A 19,140-nucleotide genomic window follows, 5' to 3' on the forward strand; every position below is an offset into this window, starting at 1 on the left:
CCCTGACCGCCTCGACTGCTCCCGACGAACCCCTCACCCGCCCGACACCGCCCCCTCCTGTTGCGGCGGTTGCAAGGTCCCCTGGGTCGTCCTGCTGGGCGTGTCGTGATCGCGTTCTCGCTGCGGGTGCCGGGGTGGAGTCCGAGGGCGGCGAGGTGAGTTTGTCCTCGTAGGTGCGCGGGTAGGTCTTGGCCACGAGACGCTCGTGACGGGAGGAAGGCTATGCCGCAGAGCGCGTGGAACTCCAAGGAGGAGCGGCAGTACGAGCACATCAAGAAGGGCACCAAGAAGCGCGGTTCCAGTGAGGGCCGGGCGGAGGAGATCGCCGCCCGGACGGTGAACAAGGACCGCGCGCAGAAGGGGACGGCCAAGCAGCGCAGCAAGGTCTCCACCGAGGACATCCCGCCGCAGCGGCGTGGCGGGAAGCGCTCCGGGAACCGCCAAGGACCCGGCGGCCGCACCAAGCAGCAGCTCTACGAGGACGCCAAGCGGCAGGGCATCGAAGGCCGTTCCAAGATGACCAAGGATGAGCTGCAGAAGGCCCTCTCGCGGAGGTGAGGTTGAGTCCGGGCGTGGCCGCCGGTCACATCCGGACTCCTTCTCGTTCGGAAGCAATCGGGACTTCGCGTTCGTCGCGGAACCGCGCCGGAACCGGCGACGTCGGAGCCGTGCAGGCGGCGTCCGAGCGCGAGCGAGCCATCCAGCTGCTGGAGCGCTGCGGCGACCGGCTGGAACTCGCCCGCGCGCTGGCCGACCTCAGTCAGGCAAACAGCGAGATCGGACAGCTCCGCAACGCCCGCCAGGTGCTGCGCAAGGCCGACCAGATGCCAAGGGGTGCCAGGCCGACGCCCTGTCCCACCGGGTCCGCGACTCCCTCGACGCGGGCCACACCCACGAAAACGCACACACCCCCACGATCGACCCGGCCGGTGTCGCCCGGGCACTCCGTCTTCCAGTCCTCGAAGAGCGGATGGTGATGGTGCCGGTGGAGGTCCGGGGCGACGGTGGCGACCAACTGCGCCAACCCACGTGCTCGTTCGCTGCGCGGGTTCTTCTCGCACTGCTCGCACAGGTTGAGCAACGCTCGCAGTGATGACTTGCGCGTCCGCTGATCGAGGAAGAGACGCCGGAGGAGTCGCGCGACAGCCACGGGTGCGGGTCGATGAGGATTGGGCTCTCCAGCGTGGGGAGGGATTGCACGTCGTGCTTCGCGTCAGTGAGACCGAGCGCGGCTCGTGGCAGACAACCGGCATCGACGTCTGCTGCTGTGCAGATCCACCGGCTGATCGTCCGTAGCGAAGTGGGGACGGCCAGCGCTTCTCGAGCGATTGGTTGCCACTGAACGGATGAGACCTCGTTGTGGAATCCACATTGTAACGATCTTCACCTCGTTGGAGCAGTGGCGGTGTCGGGTCATGCTCCGGTGAGCGGGTTTTCGGGGTGTGGGTTGTTGACGTTGGAAGTGCGGAATGCGACTACCGTGCGCACCACTGAGCCAGCCGTCGCCGTAGACGGCGAAGTACGGGCCCTCGTACCACCGGCCGTGGCGCATCCCGGCGACCCGGCCGCGGTCAAGAAGTTCGACGAGGCCGCGCTGGAAGAGCGTCACTCTGACATGATCTTGATTATGTCTATTCTATTCCAGTGGCTGCGATCCAGGCCGGGTTCCGACGCGCAGCCGCAGCAGGAGCAGCTGTGGGCGATCCCGGTACCGTCGGACATCCGGCAGGCGGTGCGCAAGCTCATGCTCACCGGTGATCAGGTGCGCGCGGTGTCGACGCTGCGCGAAGCGATTCCCGCGCTCTCGCTGGTGCAGGCGAAGTTGCTCACCGACCGCCTCGCCGAGCAGGACGATCACCCCACCAGCTACGCCGAAGTGGTCCGGGAGCTCCGAACACGCGATCCTGAGCTGGACGCGCAGCTATGGTCGCTGGTCGAGAAAAAAGCGGAGACCGAGATCGTGCGCCTGCTGCGGGAACGACTTGGAGTGGACCTCCGCGTCGCGAACGAAATCGCCGAATTCATGCAGGAATCCGTTTGAGTCCTCGGGTCTGACTAAGACCGTGTCTTAGTTGGTTGTGGCGACGTGGATGCTCGTAGCTGATGGATGATCGCGGAAGGAACGGTCGGGGTACGACCCACTCCCACGGCCGCTGCAGGCGGGGGCGCGGGTTAGGTGGTGCCGGACACGGCAGTCAGCCTGACCCGCCACGCCGCCACCTACGCCCTCACGCAAACCCTGACCAAAGCCGCCTGTACCGGGTGGCCGGCCACCGCGTGCACCCTGCAGCCGAGGTGGCCGGAGCCCTCGCCGAAGGTGCGCTGCACGCGTTGATCGAAGACGGGCGAACGGGAAGCATCGCGGCCCATCGCGCTGCGGCGCCCCAAATGTCCGGTTCTGCACCGCGCATAATGGCAGGCACTTATGTGCGGTAGCCGGTCTCGGGCGATCGGGCCAACCCAAGCGGAGCCGTCGAAGTCGCGCGGCGGGCGCACCCCGGCGTCACCTCGGTGATCTCGAACTTGAAGATCGTTCTCCGGTCAGCGAGTGTTGATCATCAGGCGTCGTCGCGGGGAAGTCGGCCCCGGTGACGTCCTCATCAACCAACCGGCCTCCACCTCATCCGCGTAACCGAGACCGCCGAGAATTCCCACCGCAACTCCGGCAACACGGACGAACTGTTCTCGCGGTGATCGTCGACGTCCTCAACACCTTCACCGCCCAGGTGCTCGCAGGAATCGAAGCCGCCGACGTCGATCCAGCGGAACGCGTCGCAGCCGTGTTCGCTTGGCCCCCCGAGACCGCGCGGGGACCGGTCGGAATGGATCACGCGCCACTGGTCGATCCCCATCGGGAAGGTCGGCCTCCGCGGGCGGGCGTGGCGGTGCCGTGTTCTTGAGGTGTTGTTCGATGAACTGGACGTGCGAGGGACCAGGTCCTCAGCCGCCAGCAGCCCGAAGGAGCGGTCGGGGTACGACCCACTCCAGTTGATGGTGGCCGGCCGCTGCAGGCGGGGGCGCGGGTTAGGTGGTGCCGGGCACGGACTCGGCGCGGGCGCAGCCGCGGGCCAGGCGGTGATCGGTGGTGACCAGCGGGACGTCGAGGTGGGTGGCCAGGGCGACGCGGTCTGCACCCGGGCGCGATGGTCGGCTACCGGGACGTCGAGATCGGCAAGGTGCGATCGATCGACCTCGGCGACGGCACCGCGGTGGCCACGCTCGGCATCGACGACGACGTCCGCGTCCCCGCGCGGGTGAGCGCCGGGATCCGCAGCAAGTCAGCGATCGGGGAGCAGTCGGTCAACCTCACCCCGTCCGGCGACGGGCCGCCCTGGCTGGAACCGGGCGACCGCATCACCGACACGACGTCGCTGCCGCGCACCGACGAGCTCATCACCAGCCTCGACGACCTCGCCGCCTCGATCCCGCATGAGGAGCTCAACGTCGTGCTCGATGAGCTCACCACCGGACTGCGAGGCAAAGACCCGCAGGTCACGACCCTCCTGGAGAACACCAGGACGGTGCTGCACCAGGCCGGGCTCAACCTGGAACCCACCGTCGGGCTCATCGCCGAGCTCGGACTGTTCCTGCGCACCCAGCGCGACATCGCACCCGAAACCCGTTCCACGCTGGGAGATCTCGCCTCGTTCAGCGAGCAGCTGCGGCCCAGCGACGGCGACCTGCGCGGAGTCCTGGCCCGCACCCCGCCCGCGGCCGAGGAGCTGATCGGCCTGCAGGACCGGCTGATCCCGGCGCTGCCGCAGCTGCTCGCCGACCTGGACGCCACCGGGCAGGTGGTCCGGACCCAGCTGCCCGGCGTTTCCCAGACGCTGGTGCTCTACCCGGCGATGACCGCGGCGCTGCAACGCGTCGTCCAGCAGCCCGGTGCCGCGCCCACTCGGGCATCCGCTACTCCGTCAACAGCACGCCGCCCTGCTGCTCGGGGTACACGCCGATGTCGCAGCAGCGCTCCTTCGACGACGAATCGCCCGCGCGGACACCTCCGGACCAGTACTGCGAGGTCGCGCCGGACGATCCCCGCTCGATCCGCGGAACGCGGAATCGCCCGTGCGCCAACGATCCTGGCCGACGCGGACCGACCGCGGCCGCGTGCGGTGCACGACCGGAGGAGGTCGTGGCCGAGTACGACCCGAGCACCGGCAACGCGATGCTGCCCGACGGTCATCTCCCGGTGCTCGGTCACGTGGGTGGACAACGGGGAGGGAAGCCGGCGACATGGTGACCTCCCGGGGCGAGGTGGTCGAGGCGGCGCTGTCGAGCTCCGACGGCACGACGGCGGTCGCGCTCGCCGCGGTGCGGGCCACCGTCGGCAACGCGGCGTCACCGGAAGGCCAGCAGCGCCAGTACCGGCTGCGGATCACCTTGGAGAAGACCGGCGAGACCTGGCTCGTCGCCAACCTGGAGTTCGTGCCATGACCACCGCAGAGGTCGTCGAAGAGCAGGAAGTCGTCGAGAAGCCGGGACGTCGGCGGATCGCCACCGCGCTCGTCGTGGTGGTGCTGCTGGCGGGCAGCGCCGCCGTGGTGTTCCTGCACCAGCGGCAGGACGCTGCCGCGCGGGTCGCAGCGGCACGGGCCGCGGCCACGGAGGTGGCGACCCGGCGCATCCCCGAAGTGCTCAGCTGCAGCCACGAATCGCTCGACCGCGACCTGGCCGCCGCCGAGCGCGCGGTGACCGGCGGTTTCGCCCGCGACTACCTCGAACTCCAGCGCACCACGATCCGGCCCGCAGCCGTCCGCGACCGCATCAGCACGCGCACCACGCTGTCCGCACTCGGTGTCACCGCCACCGACCGGCGGGTGGTGCTGCCGGCGTTCATCAACCAGCTCACCACCAGCAGCCGCCAACCGGCTCCGCTGATCGAGGGAGCCCGGGTCCGGGTCACCATGGAGAAGGTCGGCGACGATTGGCTCATGTCCACTCTGGACACCGTTTGAGCTGGGTCTGCACTTCTCGGAATCGATCGCCTCCATGACAGCGGGGGTGAGACCCGGTTCATGTGCCAGTGCTGGTGTGATGTTGACCCCGGGGTGACGCGGTGCGAGTATCGGTCGCACGACGTTCCCACCACGAGCCGCATCAGAGCCCGTTCCGCTGAGTTCACGAGCTGATCCCCCTCTTGTCGTTCACCGAGGTCGTTCCCCGCTCAGGGCGGAGGTGGTCGCTCGACGGTCGGCCGAAAACTCGGTAGGACCACGCCGTTCTTCCAAAGGGGGAGGAGCAGCAATGGTTTTCCAGCTGGAGAAGGTCAACGAAGCGATACGAAGGCGGGTTCCGCCGCTCACCTCGATGCCGCTGCCGCGCTCGGTGGACCAGCGCATCTTCGAGAAGCGGTGGCCCGTCACCGAGCTCGCACCACCACCGCCCGGCAGCGGCCTCAACCCCGTGCTCGGCGACGCCGGAGCACCGCTGATCGGTCACTCGCTGGACTTCATGCGCTACGGCCCCGCGTTCGCGCTGCGCCGGTTCGAGCTCTACGGTCCGGTCTCCTGGGCGTACTCCCTCGGCCAGCGCATGGTCACCCTCGGCGGCCCGGAAGCCACCTCGGCCGCCCTGGTCAACAAGGACAAGGCGTTCTCCCAAGGCGGCTGGCGCAAGCTCATCGACAGGTTCTTCCACCGCGGCCTGATGCTGCTGGACTTCGATGAGCACCTCGGGCACCGGCGCATCATGCAGCAGGCGTTCACCCGGCAGCGCCTCGCCGGCTACGTCGACCAGATGGGCCCGACGCTGCGCGGAGGTGTCACCGCTTGGGGCGGGCAGGACAAGACCCGGCTGTACTGGCTGCTCAAGCAGCTGACGCTCGACGTGGCGACCCGGGTGTTCATGGACCGGCGCAGCGGTCAGGAAGCCGACCGCGTCAACCGCGCCTTCGTCGACTCGGTGCGCGCGGCCACCGCCGTGGTGCGCTACCCCGTTCCGGGCGGGCGCTGGGCGGCCGGCCTCGCCGGGCGCAAGCTGCTGGAGCGCTACTTCGCCGACAACATCGGGACCGCCCGCGCGGTCGAGGGCGACGACCTGTTCTCCGCGCTGTGCCACGCCCGCAGCGAGGACGGTGAGCGGTTCGGCGACGACGACGTCATCAACCACATGATCTTCCTGATGATGGCCGCTCACGACACCTCCACCATCACCAGCTCCGCCGTGGCCTACTACCTCGCCAAGCACCCCGACTGGCAGGAGCGGGCACGCGCCGAGTCGCTGGCGATGGGGAAGGAGATCCCCGACATCGAGGCGCTGGAGGGGCTCGAAACGCTGGACCTGGTGCTCAAGGAGGCGCTGCGGCTGGTGGCGCCGGTGCCGTCGATGGTGCGCGAGACCGTCCGCGACACCGAAGTGCTGGGTCACCACGTGCCGGCGGGCACGATGGTCGGCGTCTCGCCGCTGGTCAACCACTTCTCCCCGGACCACTGGACCAACCCGTTCGACTTCGACCCGGAGCGCTTCGCCGAGCACCGTCGGGAGGACAAGTCGCACCGCTTCGCCTGGATGCCGTTCGGCGGCGGGGCGCACAAGTGCATCGGCCTGCACTTCGGGACGCTGGAGGTGAAGCTGCTGCTGCACGAGATGCTGCGCGCCTACACCTGGAGCGTCCCGGACGACTACGAGGTCAAGTGGGACTACGTCTCGCTGCCGGTTCCGGTCGACGGGCTGCCGGTGCGGTTGCGGCGGAGGTGACCTTCGCTTCAGTGGTTCCCGGCCCGATCTCCGCGGGGCCAGCACCGTTCCTCGTGGAGATCGGGTTGTCCCGGGCCCCGGCTTCGACCAGCTGCCGGGCACCGTCTCGGTGGTGATGGCTCACCTTGACGATCGCGGGCCGCAACACCCCCGTGCCGCTGTCCCTGCCGTACGCCCTCGACCAGTTCCGCCCGGCCTGGAAGCCGCCGCGGCGAAGTGATCGGCCCGCGTGCGCAGCGGGTCTCGACGTCCGCGTTCTGCGAGAAGTGGCCGGTCCTGGCCCGCAACGTCCATGATCGGAGCTCCTTCTGCCCGGTCGTTCCGGGCCGAGAACCGCTGGTGGTCAAACGAACGACGCGCCGATGAGGGGGAGGGCGCGCAGTTCCTCGATCGTGAAGGTGAGGCCGGCGAGGGCGCAGGTGGCGCGCATGGTCACCGCGTGGTCGAGGCCGCGAACGACGCGCAGGACGTGGTTCGGATCCGCGCAGGCCAGTTCATGATCCACTTCGGACCGCCGTCGTCGTCCAGTGCGTTCGGTGGAAGATGTGGTACGGACACGGATTCTCGCTTCCGATCGCTGATCACGTGCGGGCATCCCGCACCCACCACACGTGCGACGGAGCGAATCCGGATCACTCCGGAAGGTGACGAAGGGCCGCATTGACTTGATTAGTTCAAGAAAATGCGGCAGGCTGCAGGGCGTGACGACGACTGCGGACTACGAGCGCATGTTGCGCGAGGCTGCGCTCCGTGTGACGCGACCTCGGGTGGCAGTGCTGTCCGCAGTGCACGAGAACGCGCACGCCGACACCGATTCGATCATCGGTCAGGTTCGGCACGACCTGCCCAAGGTGTCCCACCAGGCCGTCTACGACGTCCTGCGCGCGCTCACCGTCGCGGGTCTGGTGCGCCGAATCCAGCCGATGGGTTCCGTGGCCCGCTACGAGGCGCGGGTCGGCGACAACCACCATCACGTCGTGTGCCGGTCGTGCGGCGAGATACACGACGTCGACTGCTCCGTGGGCGCCGCGCCTTGCTTGGAGGCGTCGGACTCCCACGGCTTCGTCATAGACGAGGCAGAGGTCATCTACTGGGGGCTCTGCGCAGCCTGCGCCCCCGAATCCGCTGAAGAACTGCTTTGAAATTCGGAAGGATTCCCGTGTCTGACAGCCCTGACACCCAAGAGACGAACCAAACCGGTGGTTGCCCGGTCGCGCACGGGGGCCTGACTCACCCCACCCAGGGTGACGCCAACCGCGACTGGTGGCCGAACCGGCTCAACCTGAAGATCCTCGCCAAGCAGCACCCGAACAAGAACCCGCTGGGCGAGGACTTCGACTACGCCGCCGAGTTCAAGACGCTGGACCTGGCCGCGGTCAAGAAGGACATCCAGGACGTCCTGACGGACTCGAAGGACTGGTGGCCGGCTGACTTCGGCAACTACGGTCCGCTGATGATCCGCATGGCCTGGCACTCGGCGGGCACCTACCGGATCAGCGACGGCCGCGGTGGCGCCGGCGGCGGCCAGCAGCGGTTCGCCCCGCTGAACTCCTGGCCGGACAACGTCAGCCTGGACAAGGCCCGCCGCCTGCTGTGGCCCGTCAAGCAGAAGTACGGCCGCAAGCTGTCCTGGGCGGACCTGATGGTCCTCACCGGCAACGTCGCGCTCGAGTCGATGGGCTTCAAGACCTTCGGCTTCGGCGGCGGCCGCGTCGACGACTGGGAGCCCGAGGACGACGTCTACTGGGGTGCCGAGACCACCTGGCTGGGCAGCGACAAGCGCATCTCGACCGAGTCGGGCGAGCGCGAGCTGGACCGCGCGCTGGGCGCCACCCACATGGGTCTGATCTACGTCAACCCGGAGGGCCCGGAGGGTCAGCCCGACCCGGTGGCCGCCGCGCGCGACATCCGCGAGACCTTCGGCCGGATGGCGATGAACGACGAGGAGACCCTCGCGCTGATCGCTGGTGGTCACACCTTCGGCAAGACCCACGGTGCCGCCCCTGACTCCCACCTGGAGGCGGAGCCGGAGGGCGCCGGTCTCGAAACCCAGGGCCTGGGCTGGAAGAACAACTACGGCACCGGCAAGGGCGCCGACACCATCACCAGCGGCATCGAGGTCACCTGGACCACCACGCCCACCAAGTGGACCACCAACTTCCTGTGGAACCTGCTCAGCTTCGAGTGGGAGGTCTACAAGGGACCGGGCGGTGCCTGGCAGTGGCGTCCGAAGGGCGGCGCGGGCGAGGGCACGGTGCCCGACGCGCACGACCCGTCGAAGCGGATCGCGCCGAACATGCTGACCACCGACATCGCGCTCAAGGTCGACCCGATCTACGGGCCGATCGCGCGCCGCTTCATGGAGAACCCGGACGAGTTCGCGGACGCCTTCGCCCGCGCCTGGTTCAAGCTGACCCACCGCGACATGGGACCGAAGTCGTTGTACCTCGGCCCTGAGGTTCCGGACGAGGACCTGATCTGGCAGGACCCGTTGCCGGCCAACGACAACGACACCCTGTCCGATGAGGACATCAAGTCGCTCAAGGCCAAGATCCTGGAGACCGGCCTGTCCGTGTCGCAGCTGGTGTCCACCGCGTGGGCCTCGGCTTCGACCTTCCGCGGCAGCGACAAGCGGGGCGGCGCCAACGGTGCTCGCATCCGCCTGGAGCCGCAGCGGAACTGGGAGGTCAACAACCCGGACCAGCTGGCCACCGTGCTCTCGGCCCTGGAAGGCGTGCAGCAGTCCTTCGGCAAGAAGGTCTCGCTGGCCGACCTGATCGTGCTCGGCGGTTCCGCCGCCATCGAGAAGGCCGCCGCCGACGCCGGTTCCGACATCGAGGTGCCCTTCACCCAGGGTCGCGTCGACGCCGGTGAGCAGCACACCGACGCGAACTCCTTCGAGGCGCTGGAGCCCATCGCCGACGGTTTCCGCAACTACTCGAGCAAGGCCGCGGAGCTTCCCGCCGAGTACAGCCTCATCGACCGGGCGAACCTGCTCACCCTGAGCGCCCCGGAGCTGACCGTCCTCATCGGCGGTCTGCGCGTGCTGGGTGCGAACTACGACGGTTCGAACCACGGCGTGTTCACCGACAAGCCGGGCGTGCTGAGCAACGACTTCTTCGTGAACCTGCTCGACATGGCCTACACGTGGCGGTCCACTTCGGACGACAAGTCCACCTACGAGGCCACCGACGCCTCCGGTGCGGTCGTCTGGACCGGTACTCGCGCCGACCTGGTCTTCGGTTCGAACTCCGAGCTGCGCGTGCTGGCAGAGGTCTACGCCTCGGCCGACGGCAAGGAGAAGTTCGTCGAGGACTTCGTCAAGGCTTGGGTCAAGGTCATGAACCTCGACCGCTACGACCTGGTCTGACACCTCCGATCGTGGCCCCTGCTCGCTCTGCATCGCGGTGCGGGTAGCGGTCTCTGGCTACGATATCCGCGACCGGTGCCCAACCCGCGGCGTCGCGGCTGTCCTCGCCAGAGGACCCGCGGCGGTGCGAGCTGGGTCCCGCACACTCGGAGCAGCGGCTAGCGCTGCGGTGAGGCCCCGTCCTGTTCAGGGCGGGGCCCTTCCGCGTCTTCGGCGCTACTCCTTCTTGCGGGTGACCCAGATGGTGATGGTGGCGCGGACGACGACCTGGTCTTCCTTGTCGTGGACGTTGACCGGGACGTCGATCTCCTGGCCCTCGTCGCCGAACTCCGGGATGCCGTCGAGCTCCGCGACCGCGCGCAGGCTCGTCTCGGCCTTGGCGAGGTACTCGACGTCCATCTTCTTCGGCAGCCAACGGTGCGAGGTGGGCACGGTGGCTTCGGCGAGCATGCCCATCGCGACTTCGGCGAGGTTGCACGCGGCGATGGCGTGATAGGTGCCGATGTGGTTGTGCACGCCCCACCACTTCGGCGAGGTGACCACGCAGCGGCCGGGCTTCATCTCCTGGACCATCGGCAGGATCGTCCGGAAGTAGGGCGCCTTGAGGCTCACGCTCAACGAGAACAGTCCGCGGCCGCCGAAGACCTGGGAAACCTTGTTCCAGAGCGCGAAGGTCGGAGTCTGGGAGCTCATGACCCGAGAGCGTATATTACTCGGCAGTAACCTCTGCGGTCCGGTGCGCCGGCTCACTCAGCCCAGGAACCTCCGCGCCAGCTTCGCCGCACCCCGCAGCACGCCTCCGGACTCGCCAGGCGGCGGGGGAGGAGGCAGCGGCTGGTCACCGGGACGTGGCGCGGTGCCGGCGAACTGCATCGCCCGGTACGGCCAGTTGCGCTCGGTGTTCCACTGGCTGACGACCAGGTGCAGGTCGTCGAGCGTGGATCCGGGAACGATGTAGCCGCCGTAGAGCTGAGCGACGTGACCGGCGCCGTGGTCCTCGCAGCCCCACGCGCAGCCGTGCAGGACCGTGCCCCGGATCGCCTCGTAGAGGTTCGAGGTCGGCTCGTCGATGTTGAGCACGTCCACCCGGTAGTCGCCGGCGTTGAAGAGCGCCAGGAGCCAGCGGTTCTGCACCTTCCGCAGGCACAGCTCGCCGTAGGAACCGGTGAGCACGACCGTCGGCGGGTTGTGCCACGCCCACTGGCCGTCCCGGAAGCCCCAGCCCTGCCACGCGCCGGGATCGGTGATCCGGTCGGCGGGCACGCGTTGCAGGATCAGGCCCTTGTCGCGCTGGAAACCGGTGGAGAAGGCGTAGACGAACCCGTCGTCGCCGAGTTCCCAGGTCAGCACCTGGAACAGGCCGCCGTGCGCGTCGCCGGGCCAGGTGGCCCCGGTGTGCTCCCAGGTCTCGCCGTTGTCGGTCGAGCGGTGGATCTCCGTCCAGTGCACGTTGCCGAGCCCCTGGCACACCATCACGTGCAGGAACATCTCGCCGCCGATGGTGATGAGGTCGGTGGGAAGCACGGTGCTGACCTGGCGTCCGTGGATGACCGAGTCGTGGTCGTAGGGCAGGGCCTGGTCAGCGTAGTCGCTGCGCGGCCCGCACGAGCCCGTCCACCGGATGCCGGTCAGCGCGCGGGCGGCATCGCCGAAGACCACGACCGGCGAGCGCCAGCCCGGTCCGCCGACACCGGCGCGGTCGAAGGTGTCGCCGAACACCGCCACCAGCCGGCCGTCCGGTGCTACTGCGGTGACCCCCAGATCGGTGCCGCCGATGCCCAGGTGGTCGGTGATCCCCGGTCCGGTGAGGTCCTTGACCTTGCGCAAGCCGTTGCCCTTCGTCCGCTCTCGTCCTTCACCCCGACGGTACGTGCTGCAACTCGGTGGCCGCCTAGCGGCGAAGCTCGTTGATCATGTGGTGGGCACTGGATCGCGCATGAGCGGCGAACATCGGGAACCTCCCTGACGATCACCGCGTGCCCGAACCCGTCAAGGTGCTCCGGTCAAGCCCGTGTAGAGGGCGGGGCGGCGTTCGGCGAGCTGGGTGTTGACCCGCCTGGCGGAGGCGGTGGCCGTCGGGTCGACGCGGGCGTAGAGCAGCTCCTCACCGCTGCCTGCGCGGGCGAGTTCGGTGCCGTCGGGGGCGATCAGGCAGGTCTTGCCGATGTAGCTCAACTCGTCCTCGCGCCCGCAGCGATCGACGTAGGCGACGTGCATCTGGTTCTCGTAAGCCCTTGCCGGGACCAGGGTCTCGGCCACGACGTCCTCCGGCGGCAGCAGCGCCGTCGGCACCACCAGGAACTCGGTGCCCGCCAACGCGTGGGCACGCGCCGGTTCGGGGAACTCGATGTCGTAGCAGATCAGCAGGCCGATGCGGACGCCGTCGAAGTCGGCTTGAACGACCGGCACATCACCGGGGCGGAAGTGCTCCTGCTCCATCGGACCGTAGAGGTGGGTCTTGCGGTAAGCCGCGAGCAGCTCGCCGGTCGCGGAGACGAGGAACGACGTGTTGTAGACGGCATCGCCGTCGCGCTCGGGGTTGCCGTAGACGATCCCGATCCCGTGCTCGGCGGCGATCCGGCGGACGCGCCGGCCGACCGGTCCGTCGGCGGGCTCGGCGAGCCGCTCGATGTCGGCGCCGATGTTGTAGCCGGTCACCGACATCTCCGGGCACACCAGCAGCCGGGCGCCTCCGGCTGCGGCGCGGTGCGCGACCTCGTCGAGGCGCGACAGCGCCGCCTGCGGGGTGTGGCGTTCGATCGGACCCTGGTCCAGTGCGACGGTGAGCATCAATCCGACAGACTAGAGCGCCGCCGTCCGTAAGCGAAGTAGACCAGCAGTCCGGCCAGCATCCAGACGCCGAAGGCCACCCACGTCGCCGAGCCCAGGCTCAGCATCAAGTAGCAGCAGGACAGCACACCCAGCATCGGGACCAGCGGGACCAGAGGCGCCCGGAACGAGCGAGGCAGCTCCGGGTTGCGCCGTCGCAGGACCACGACCGCCAGGTTGACCAGCGCGAACGCGAACAGTGTCCCGATGCTGGTGGCGTCGGCGAGCTCGCCGAGCGGCACCACCGCCGCGAGCACCGCGATGAAGCCCGACACCAGCACGGTGTTCGCCCGCGGGACCCCGGTCCGCTCGTCGACCCGGGAGAACAGGGGCGGGACCAGGCCGTCCCGCGACATCGAGAACAGGATCCGGGTCTGCCCGTACAAGACCGTGAGCACCACGCTGGCCACCGCCACGATCGCACCCGCCGACAGCAGGACCGACCCCGTCGTGCCGCCGAGCACCTTGCTCAGCGCCGCCTCGGTGCCCTCGAACAGCGTCCAGTGCATCGCGCCCACCGCGGCCAGCGCGACCAGGCAGTACAGCACCGTGATCAGCACCAGCGACAACATGATCGCGCGCGGCAGGTCGCGCTGCGGATCGCGGGCCTCCGAACCGGCGGTGGAGGCGGCGTCGAAACCGATGTAGGAGAAGAACAGCTTCCCGGCCGCCGCGCTCACCCCGCCCATGCCCAGCGGCAGCAGTGGCGAGAAGTTGCCGTCCTGCACGGCGGTGAACGCCAGCGCGCAGAACAGCACCAGCGTCGCCGTCTTGATCAGCACCATCGCGGTGTTGATCCGCGCGCTCTCCCGCGCGCCGCCCAGCAGTGCGACCATCGCCAGGACCACCACGACAGCGGCCGGCACGTTGAGGATTCCGCCGTCGCCCGGTGGTGAGCTCAGCGATTCAGGCAGCGACACGCCCGCCACCAGTTGCAAGAGCTCGTTGACGTACTGCCCCCAGCCGACCGCGACGGCCGCGACCGACACGCCGTACTCCAGCATCAGGCACCAGCCGCACACCCAGGCGGCCAACTCACCCATCGTCGCGTAGGCGTAGGAGTAGGACGATCCGGCGACCGGGATCATGCCCGCGAGCTCGGCGTAGGACAGCGCCGAGAGCAGTGCGGTGACACCGGCGATGACGAACGCCAGCGCCACGCCCGGTCCGGCCAGCGGCACCGCCTCGCCCAGCACCACGAAGATCCCGGTGCCCAGCGTGGCCCCGACGCTGAGCATGGTCAGCTGCCACAGCCCCAGGGAACGCCGCAGCGAGCCGCCCTGACCCTGCCCGCTGTCGGCGACGAGGTCCGCGATGGCTTTGCGCCGCATGAGCTGCGCCCCAACGCCGGTCCTCGGTCCGCGCGACGGCGCGGTAGCGTCCTGCACCACGAATTCCTCCACTGTGGACGCCTCGATGCGCCCGGCTCGATGTGAACTGCCACACCACGCTCGGCGGGCAACGTTAGCGAGGCAACCGTGTACAGAGAAGCCGCATTCGTTGCGGAGGAAGCCGCCTCGCGATCGAACGTTGCGGCATCCGGAAATACCGGCGATATCGCCGCATCGGCTCCCGCTGGGGCGGGTTGCGCGGTGCCGGGCCAGGTGGCGAGTAGGGTCGGCGTTTTCGGGAGAGGTGGCGCTGTGGGTGTGCGGTTCGAGGAGCTCGATTGGCGGGAGACGCCGATCGGTGCGATCAGCCTGCGGAGGCGCCGGGACCCGGTGCTCGACGTGGACGTCTTCGAGGTCAAGCTCGACGACGAGTACCTGATGTCGAGCCTGTTCACCGTCGCCGAGGTCGAACTCGCGCGGCTGGGCCTGGCCAAGTCGTCCGGATCGGACCTCGACGTCGTGGTCGGCGGCCTCGGGTTGGGCTACACCGCGCGGGCCGCGCTGGAGGACCGGCGCGTGCGGTCGCTGCTGGTCGTGGAAGGGCTCGGCGAGGTCATCGAGTGGCACGAGCGCGGATTTCTCCCGCTCGCGCCCGAGCTGACCGGTGATCCGCGGAACCGGTTCTTGCGAGGGGACTTCTTCGCCCTCGCCGAGTCACCCGGAGGATTCGACGGCGGTCGGCGGTTCGACGCGATCCTGCTCGACATCGACCACTCGCCGCAGAACGTGCTCGACACCGGGCACGCCGGTTTCTACGCCCCCGACGGCCTGCGGAAGATGGCCGCGCACCTGCGTCCGCGCGGCGTCTTCGCGCTGTGGTCCGACGATCCGCCCGAGGACGGCTTCACCCGCGACCTCGCCGAGGTCTTCGACGACGTCACCGCCCACGTGGTCCGCTTCGACAACCACTACACCGGCGGCACGTCGGCAAACACCGTCTACGTAGGGGTGTCCACCTAGGACGTGTCCCGTCTGCACCCACGTCGCTTCCTCCCTCACGCCCGGGTGGACCGCCGAGCGACGCCGGGCGCGGGGCAAGGGGCTTCCGGTCACGCACCCGCGGTCAGCGCGGCGTAGGCGATGATGTTGTCGCGGTAGCTGTCGCGCTCCGGGTCGAACGATCCGCCGCAGGTGATCAACCGCAGCTCCGCGGCGTTGCTGTTGCCGTAGACCTCCTGGACCGGGAACTCGGTCTTGGGCACCTGCGCGACGCGGGTGACGGTGAACGTCGCGGTGCGGCCGTCGCGGCGGGTCACGATCACCTCGTCCTCGGGCTCGACCTCGTGGAGCCGGGCGAAGATCCCGTCGTGACCGCCGCCGTCGACGTGTCCGAGGATCACCGCCGGGCCGAGCTGCCCGGGTGTCGGCCCGAACCGGTACCACCCCGCCTGCATCGGTGTCTCCACCGGCGGCACCTCGACGGTGTCGTCGGCGTTCAGCCCGAGCGGGACGAGCGTCGACGTGGCCTCGATGGCGGGGATGTGCAGCTCCACCGGGTTCGAGGCGGGAAGCGCGACGCCTTCCCGCGTGATCGGCGTCGGAGGTGCGGTGGGGCCGTTGATGGCGGCCCCACCGCAGCTGGTGAGCGACCCGATCAGCGCTGCGAGCAGCACCGCGCGCAGTCGGTTCACCGGTTCACCGCGACGGCGTGGAACCACGCCGGACTAACGCCCTCCGGGCCACCGCCGGTCTCGGGAGCGCCCTTCGGGATCCGGGTGACCTGCCGCGGCTCCGCGCCGCTGCTCCTGGACGGTGCAGCCGCCTCGTCGCCGTCGTCCGAGGCGTCGGCCGGGTAGACGGTGAACGTCCACTTCAGGTGGTGCCCTCGCCCGCACCACGCGGTGACCGGGTAGTCGCCTGGCACGGTCTTGGGGTCGATGGTGGCGGGCGCCACGTGCGTGTTGATGCCCGAAGGCGTCTCCACCTGCTCGTAGGCGCCGATGTCGAGCACGGGCGAATGAGCCTCGCGCGGTTCGAACGGGCATCCGACCACGACCCCGATGTCGTCACCGGGCTGCGGTCGGCCGTCGCCGGTGATGTGGATGAACGGAGATGGCGGTGGGTAGCCCGGCTCCGTCGTCGTCGGTTCGGTGGGAACCGGTTCGGTGGTGGATGTTTCGGCCAGCGCCACCGGCGCAGCCGCCAGGGTTGCGGTCAACCCCAGCAGCGCGAGCGTGCTGGAAGTGGGCGTGCGCATGGTGTGCCTCCTTCACCAAGCCCCGATCAGGCGGATCGCCTCGGGGTCATGTGAGAGGAACGCCGGTGGCCGGGAAAGGTTGGGCGCGTTGCTCAACCGAGATGTCCGGTCCGGTTCACCGCATGAACAGGCCTCCGTTGACGTCCCAGCAGGCGCCGGTGACCGAGTGGGCACCCGGTGATGCGAGCAGGGCGACCACCTCGGCGACGAACGCGGGGTCGCCGAGGCGGCCCACCGGGATGCTGCGCTGGAACGCCTCCAGGTTCTGCTCGCCGACGATGTCGCGGACCATCGGGGAGTCCTGGGGGCCGGGGGAGACGGCGTTGACCGTCACGCCCCGGGCGGCGAGCTCGCGGGCGAAGACCTTCGTGGCCGACATGACCGCGCCCTTCGACGACGCGTAGTGTCCGCCCGTGGCGGTGCCGCCGTTCTGCCCGGCGAGCGAAGCCATGTTCACGATCCGCCCGTATCCCTGCTCGGCCATGTGGGCACCGAAGACCTGGCAGGCGGTGAAGGTTCCGGTGAAGTTGACGGCCATCACGGCCTCCAGCTCCTGCGGGGTGATCTCGAGCAGCGGCGTGGCGCGGGTGCGGGCCGCGTTGTTCACCAGCACCCGCACCGGCCCGAAGTCCGCGAGCACCGAGTCCAGGAGGCCGGTGAGCGCGGCGCGGTCGGCCACGTCGGCGGAGTACCCGCGCGCGGTCTCGCCGCTGGGATCCAGCGCGGTGGCCAGCTCCACCGCCCCGGTGCCGTCGACGTCGGCGACCGCCACGGCCTGACCCTCCGCGTGCAGGCGCCGGGCGATGGCCTCGCCGAGCCCGTTGGCGCCTCCGGTGACCACGGCGGTCATAGGAGGAATCCCGCCGCCGGGACCGCGTCCTCGCTGTTGACCAGCCGGATCACCTTGCGCGCGATGGTGTCCTCGGCGGGCGCGGCGCCCAGCCGGACGGTGTAGTCGACGTCGGCGGCCCACAGGTCGTGGATGCCGCGCTTGTGGGCCACCAGCACCTGCGCGGCGTGCAACGACACCTCCGAGTCGGAGACCTCGGTGGCCACGAACCGGGAGACCGTTCGAACCGTGGTCGCCGAGTCGACCGCGGCGATCGCGTACCCCTCGGTCATCCGGTTCACCCGCAGCCGCCGCATCCGCTGGTCGTCGTAAACCATGTTGAGGACGTCGTCGAACTCCTCGGCGTCGCGGTCGATCGGGATGACGTAGATGCCGTCGTCGGCGTAGAGCCCCTGCCAGGTGACGTAGTCCTTGCGGTCGAGCAGGTCGGCCTCCCGCCACACCAGCTCGATCGCGCGCGACACGCGCACGTCGCCGAGCGTCGTCGGGTTCGGCAGATCAGTCATCGCCCATCACCTGCTTCCACTTCGCGTAGGCGGCGCGCATGCCGGTCTCGTCGGTGACGTGGGAGGTCGGCCAGCCCTCCGGCGAGGGCTTCTCGCGTCCCAGCCCGCGGTTGACCATGATCGGCATCTCCGGGGCGCCCGCGGTGCCGCGCTGCACGCGGTCCCAGCCCTCGGCGTCGTCGGGCGTGCCGAAGCCGAACGGGCCCTGGAAGTGCTCGTGGACGCGCAGCCGCTCGCGGTTGACCGGACCGGTGATCTCTGCAGGTCCGTCCGGGCCGATCGCGATGTGCTCGACCTCGGTCTCGCCGACGCTGATCGGGCGCAACACCCGGAAGAACGAGATCGACATCGACACGTTCGGGAACAGGTTGAGGTTGAACCCGGTTCCGTGCATCGCCCGCACGAGCCGCCGGATCTCGACCTGGTCGACACCCACCGACTCCAGCTGGGAGATGAGGCCGCCGAAGCGGTCCGGGAGCTTCTCCGTGCCCTCGTCGGCGTCGAGATCGGAGTGCTCGGGCACCATCTGCATGACCGAGTGCCCGTTGCCGAGGTCGTGCGTGGTGGCCGCGGGATCGGTCATGAAGCTCATCATGTTCGCCGTCTCGGCGTCCACGGAGGCCATCCAGGACCGGTGCACGATCGGGAAGTGGTATCCGTCGGTGGTGTTCTCCAGCTGGATCTTCCAGTTCCCGCTGAACCGGAACCGGTGCGTTCCCAGCACTTTCACCGGGTACCCGCCGCCCTGCTTCATGAACCGGTCGATCCACGTCCGCGCATCGCCCAGGAACTCGGCGAGCGGTTCGGCGTCGTCGGCGAACGTCGCGAAGACCATCCCGCCGTAGGACTCGGTGCGCAGCCGCTTGAGCCCCATGTCGCTGCGGTCCACCACCCCGTTGTAGCCGTCGGGGTAGGGGAGTCCGCGCAACGAGCCGTCCAGGCCGTAGGACCAGGCGTGGTAGGGGCAGGTGAAACCGTTGGCGCGACCGGTCTTCCGCTCGCACACGCTCGCGCCCCGGTGGCGGCAGCGGTTGAGCATCGTGCGGACCTCGCCGTGCCGGTCCCGGGTGACGATGACCGGCTGCCTGCCGACGTGGGTCGACTTGAAGGTGCCAGGCCCGGGCAGTTCGCTGTCGTGGGCGACCCACACCCAGGTCCGCTCGAAGACCCGGGTCATCTCCAGCTCGAAGATCTCCGGGTCGGTGTAGACCCGGCCCGCGACCCGGTCGGGTGCGACGAGGTCGGCGGGCGCGAGGTCGTGGACGTTGCTCGCGGTGATCTCGGAGTGCATCGGGTCA

General features: G+C 69.2%; 19 protein-coding genes. 7 read left to right on the top strand and 12 right to left on the bottom strand.

The window, feature by feature from the left end; all coding sequences use genetic code 11:
* Nucleotides 1–222 precede the first annotated feature (222 nt).
* Nucleotides 223–558: a plasmid stabilization protein gene (locus tag E1161_RS14695; RefSeq protein ID WP_132623700.1), complete on the top strand. Its 336-nt coding sequence runs from the start codon at nucleotides 223–225 to the stop codon at nucleotides 556–558.
* 202 nt (nucleotides 559–760) lie between these two features.
* Here E1161_RS14695 and E1161_RS14700 read toward each other — a convergent pair whose 3' ends face one another.
* Nucleotides 761–1,024: a hypothetical protein gene (locus E1161_RS14700; RefSeq protein WP_132623702.1), complete on the bottom strand. Its 264-nt coding sequence runs from the start codon at nucleotides 1,022–1,024 to the stop codon at nucleotides 761–763.
* A gap of 426 nt (nucleotides 1,025–1,450) precedes the next feature.
* On the opposite strand from E1161_RS14700, the gene E1161_RS14710 reads away from it, so the two are divergent.
* Nucleotides 1,451–2,041: a hypothetical protein gene (locus tag E1161_RS14710; protein WP_207920252.1), complete on the top strand. Its 591-nt coding sequence runs from the start codon at nucleotides 1,451–1,453 to the stop codon at nucleotides 2,039–2,041.
* Between the two features lie 559 nt (nucleotides 2,042–2,600).
* Here the strand turns inward: E1161_RS14710 and E1161_RS14715 are convergent.
* Entirely contained in the window at nucleotides 2,601–2,852 is a 252-nt protein-coding gene (locus E1161_RS14715) for a hypothetical protein (RefSeq protein ID WP_132623706.1), read from the bottom strand.
* A gap of 276 nt (nucleotides 2,853–3,128) precedes the next feature.
* On the opposite strand from E1161_RS14715, the gene E1161_RS14720 reads away from it, so the two are divergent.
* Both E1161_RS14720 and E1161_RS14725 read left to right on the top strand, forming a co-directional pair.
* Complete coding sequence (locus tag E1161_RS14720; protein ID WP_268951393.1) at nucleotides 3,129–4,958, top strand: MCE family protein; 1,830 nt, start codon at nucleotides 3,129–3,131, stop codon at nucleotides 4,956–4,958.
* Nucleotides 4,959–5,247: 289 nt separating this feature from the next.
* Nucleotides 5,248–6,699: a cytochrome P450 gene (locus E1161_RS14725; protein WP_132623710.1), complete on the top strand. Its 1,452-nt coding sequence runs from the start codon at nucleotides 5,248–5,250 to the stop codon at nucleotides 6,697–6,699.
* Nucleotides 6,700–7,042: 343 nt separating this feature from the next.
* Here E1161_RS14725 and E1161_RS14730 read toward each other — a convergent pair whose 3' ends face one another.
* Nucleotides 7,043–7,294, bottom strand: coding sequence for a hypothetical protein (locus tag E1161_RS14730; protein WP_132623711.1), 252 nt, complete (start codon nucleotides 7,292–7,294; stop codon nucleotides 7,043–7,045).
* A 133-nt stretch (nucleotides 7,295–7,427) separates the two neighbouring features.
* On the opposite strand from E1161_RS14730, the gene E1161_RS14735 reads away from it, so the two are divergent.
* The gene (locus E1161_RS14735) at nucleotides 7,428–7,841 is read left to right on the top strand and encodes a Fur family transcriptional regulator (protein WP_132623949.1); all 414 of its coding nucleotides are present in this window, start codon (nucleotides 7,428–7,430) and stop codon (nucleotides 7,839–7,841) included.
* 17 nt (nucleotides 7,842–7,858) lie between these two features.
* Complete coding sequence (gene katG / locus E1161_RS14740) at nucleotides 7,859–10,069, top strand: catalase/peroxidase HPI (protein ID WP_132623713.1); 2,211 nt, start codon at nucleotides 7,859–7,861, stop codon at nucleotides 10,067–10,069.
* Between the two features lie 216 nt (nucleotides 10,070–10,285).
* Here the strand turns inward: katG and E1161_RS14745 are convergent, their stop codons facing one another.
* The 4 genes from E1161_RS14745 to E1161_RS14760 form a co-directional block, all read right to left on the bottom strand.
* The gene (locus tag E1161_RS14745) at nucleotides 10,286–10,762 is read right to left on the bottom strand and encodes a hotdog fold domain-containing protein (protein ID WP_132623715.1); all 477 of its coding nucleotides are present in this window, start codon (nucleotides 10,760–10,762) and stop codon (nucleotides 10,286–10,288) included.
* Nucleotides 10,763–10,819: 57 nt separating this feature from the next.
* Nucleotides 10,820–11,896, bottom strand: a complete 1,077-nt coding sequence (locus E1161_RS14750) for a DUF4185 domain-containing protein (protein ID WP_132623717.1) — start codon at nucleotides 11,894–11,896, stop codon at nucleotides 10,820–10,822.
* Nucleotides 11,897–12,058: 162 nt separating this feature from the next.
* A complete protein-coding gene (locus E1161_RS14755) occupies nucleotides 12,059–12,859 on the bottom strand; it encodes a carbon-nitrogen hydrolase family protein (RefSeq protein ID WP_132623719.1) in 801 nt (266 codons plus the stop codon).
* Nucleotides 12,859–14,229, bottom strand: a complete 1,371-nt coding sequence (locus E1161_RS14760) for an amino acid permease (protein ID WP_132623951.1) — start codon at nucleotides 14,227–14,229, stop codon at nucleotides 12,859–12,861. The genes E1161_RS14755 and E1161_RS14760 overlap by 1 nt, the downstream gene beginning before the upstream one ends.
* A gap of 312 nt (nucleotides 14,230–14,541) precedes the next feature.
* Here E1161_RS14760 and E1161_RS14765 point away from each other — a divergent pair, with 312 nt between their 5' ends.
* Nucleotides 14,542–15,249 carry a polyamine aminopropyltransferase gene (locus E1161_RS14765; protein ID WP_132623721.1) on the top strand — a complete coding sequence of 236 codons (708 nt, stop codon included), beginning with the start codon at nucleotides 14,542–14,544 and terminating at the stop codon, nucleotides 15,247–15,249.
* A gap of 89 nt (nucleotides 15,250–15,338) precedes the next feature.
* Here the strand turns inward: E1161_RS14765 and E1161_RS14770 are convergent, their stop codons facing one another.
* The 5 genes from E1161_RS14770 to E1161_RS14790 form a co-directional block, all read right to left on the bottom strand.
* Nucleotides 15,339–15,920 (bottom strand): class F sortase, encoded by a 582-nt coding sequence (locus E1161_RS14770; RefSeq protein ID WP_132623723.1) that lies wholly within the window; start codon nucleotides 15,918–15,920, stop codon nucleotides 15,339–15,341.
* A complete protein-coding gene (locus tag E1161_RS14775) occupies nucleotides 15,917–16,486 on the bottom strand; it encodes a hypothetical protein (protein WP_132623725.1) in 570 nt (189 codons plus the stop codon). Before E1161_RS14775 ends, E1161_RS14770 begins: the two co-directional genes overlap by 4 nt.
* A 115-nt stretch (nucleotides 16,487–16,601) precedes the next feature.
* Nucleotides 16,602–17,336, bottom strand: a complete 735-nt coding sequence (locus E1161_RS14780; RefSeq protein ID WP_132623727.1) for an SDR family NAD(P)-dependent oxidoreductase — start codon at nucleotides 17,334–17,336, stop codon at nucleotides 16,602–16,604.
* Nucleotides 17,333–17,842, bottom strand: coding sequence for an aromatic-ring-hydroxylating dioxygenase subunit beta (locus tag E1161_RS14785; RefSeq protein WP_132623729.1), 510 nt, complete (start codon nucleotides 17,840–17,842; stop codon nucleotides 17,333–17,335). The genes E1161_RS14780 and E1161_RS14785 overlap by 4 nt, the downstream gene beginning before the upstream one ends.
* Entirely contained in the window at nucleotides 17,835–19,133 is a 1,299-nt protein-coding gene (locus E1161_RS14790; protein WP_132623731.1) for an aromatic ring-hydroxylating oxygenase subunit alpha, read from the bottom strand. Before E1161_RS14790 ends, E1161_RS14785 begins: the two co-directional genes overlap by 8 nt.
* Nucleotides 19,134–19,140 lie beyond the last annotated feature (7 nt).

Source organism: Saccharopolyspora aridisoli (assembly GCF_004348445.1).
Classification (GTDB): Bacteria; Actinomycetota; Actinomycetes; order Mycobacteriales; family Pseudonocardiaceae; genus Saccharopolyspora; species Saccharopolyspora aridisoli.

Bases quoted from the DNA above. Each gene is read 5' to 3' on its own strand.
- E1161_RS14695 (WP_132623700.1), top strand. From the start codon at position 223: ATGCCGCAGAGCGCGTGGAACTCCAAGGAGGAGCGGCAGTACGAGCAC.
- E1161_RS14715 (WP_132623706.1), bottom strand. From the start codon at position 2,852: ATGGGGATCGACCAGTGGCGCGTGATCCATTCCGACCGGTCCCCGCGC.
- E1161_RS14725 (WP_132623710.1), top strand. From the start codon at position 5,248: ATGGTTTTCCAGCTGGAGAAGGTCAACGAAGCGATACGAAGGCGGGTT.
- E1161_RS14730 (WP_132623711.1), bottom strand. From the start codon at position 7,294: ATGCCCGCACGTGATCAGCGATCGGAAGCGAGAATCCGTGTCCGTACC.
- E1161_RS14735 (WP_132623949.1), top strand. From the start codon at position 7,428: ATGTTGCGCGAGGCTGCGCTCCGTGTGACGCGACCTCGGGTGGCAGTG.
- E1161_RS14745 (WP_132623715.1), bottom strand. From the start codon at position 10,762: ATGAGCTCCCAGACTCCGACCTTCGCGCTCTGGAACAAGGTTTCCCAG.
- E1161_RS14755 (WP_132623719.1), bottom strand. From the start codon at position 12,859: ATGCTCACCGTCGCACTGGACCAGGGTCCGATCGAACGCCACACCCCG.
- E1161_RS14760 (WP_132623951.1), bottom strand. From the start codon at position 14,229: ATGCGGCGCAAAGCCATCGCGGACCTCGTCGCCGACAGCGGGCAGGGT.
- E1161_RS14775 (WP_132623725.1), bottom strand. From the start codon at position 16,486: ATGCGCACGCCCACTTCCAGCACGCTCGCGCTGCTGGGGTTGACCGCA.
- E1161_RS14780 (WP_132623727.1), bottom strand. From the start codon at position 17,336: ATGACCGCCGTGGTCACCGGAGGCGCCAACGGGCTCGGCGAGGCCATC.
- E1161_RS14785 (WP_132623729.1), bottom strand. From the start codon at position 17,842: ATGACTGATCTGCCGAACCCGACGACGCTCGGCGACGTGCGCGTGTCG.
- E1161_RS14790 (WP_132623731.1), bottom strand. From the start codon at position 19,133: ATGCACTCCGAGATCACCGCGAGCAACGTCCACGACCTCGCGCCCGCC.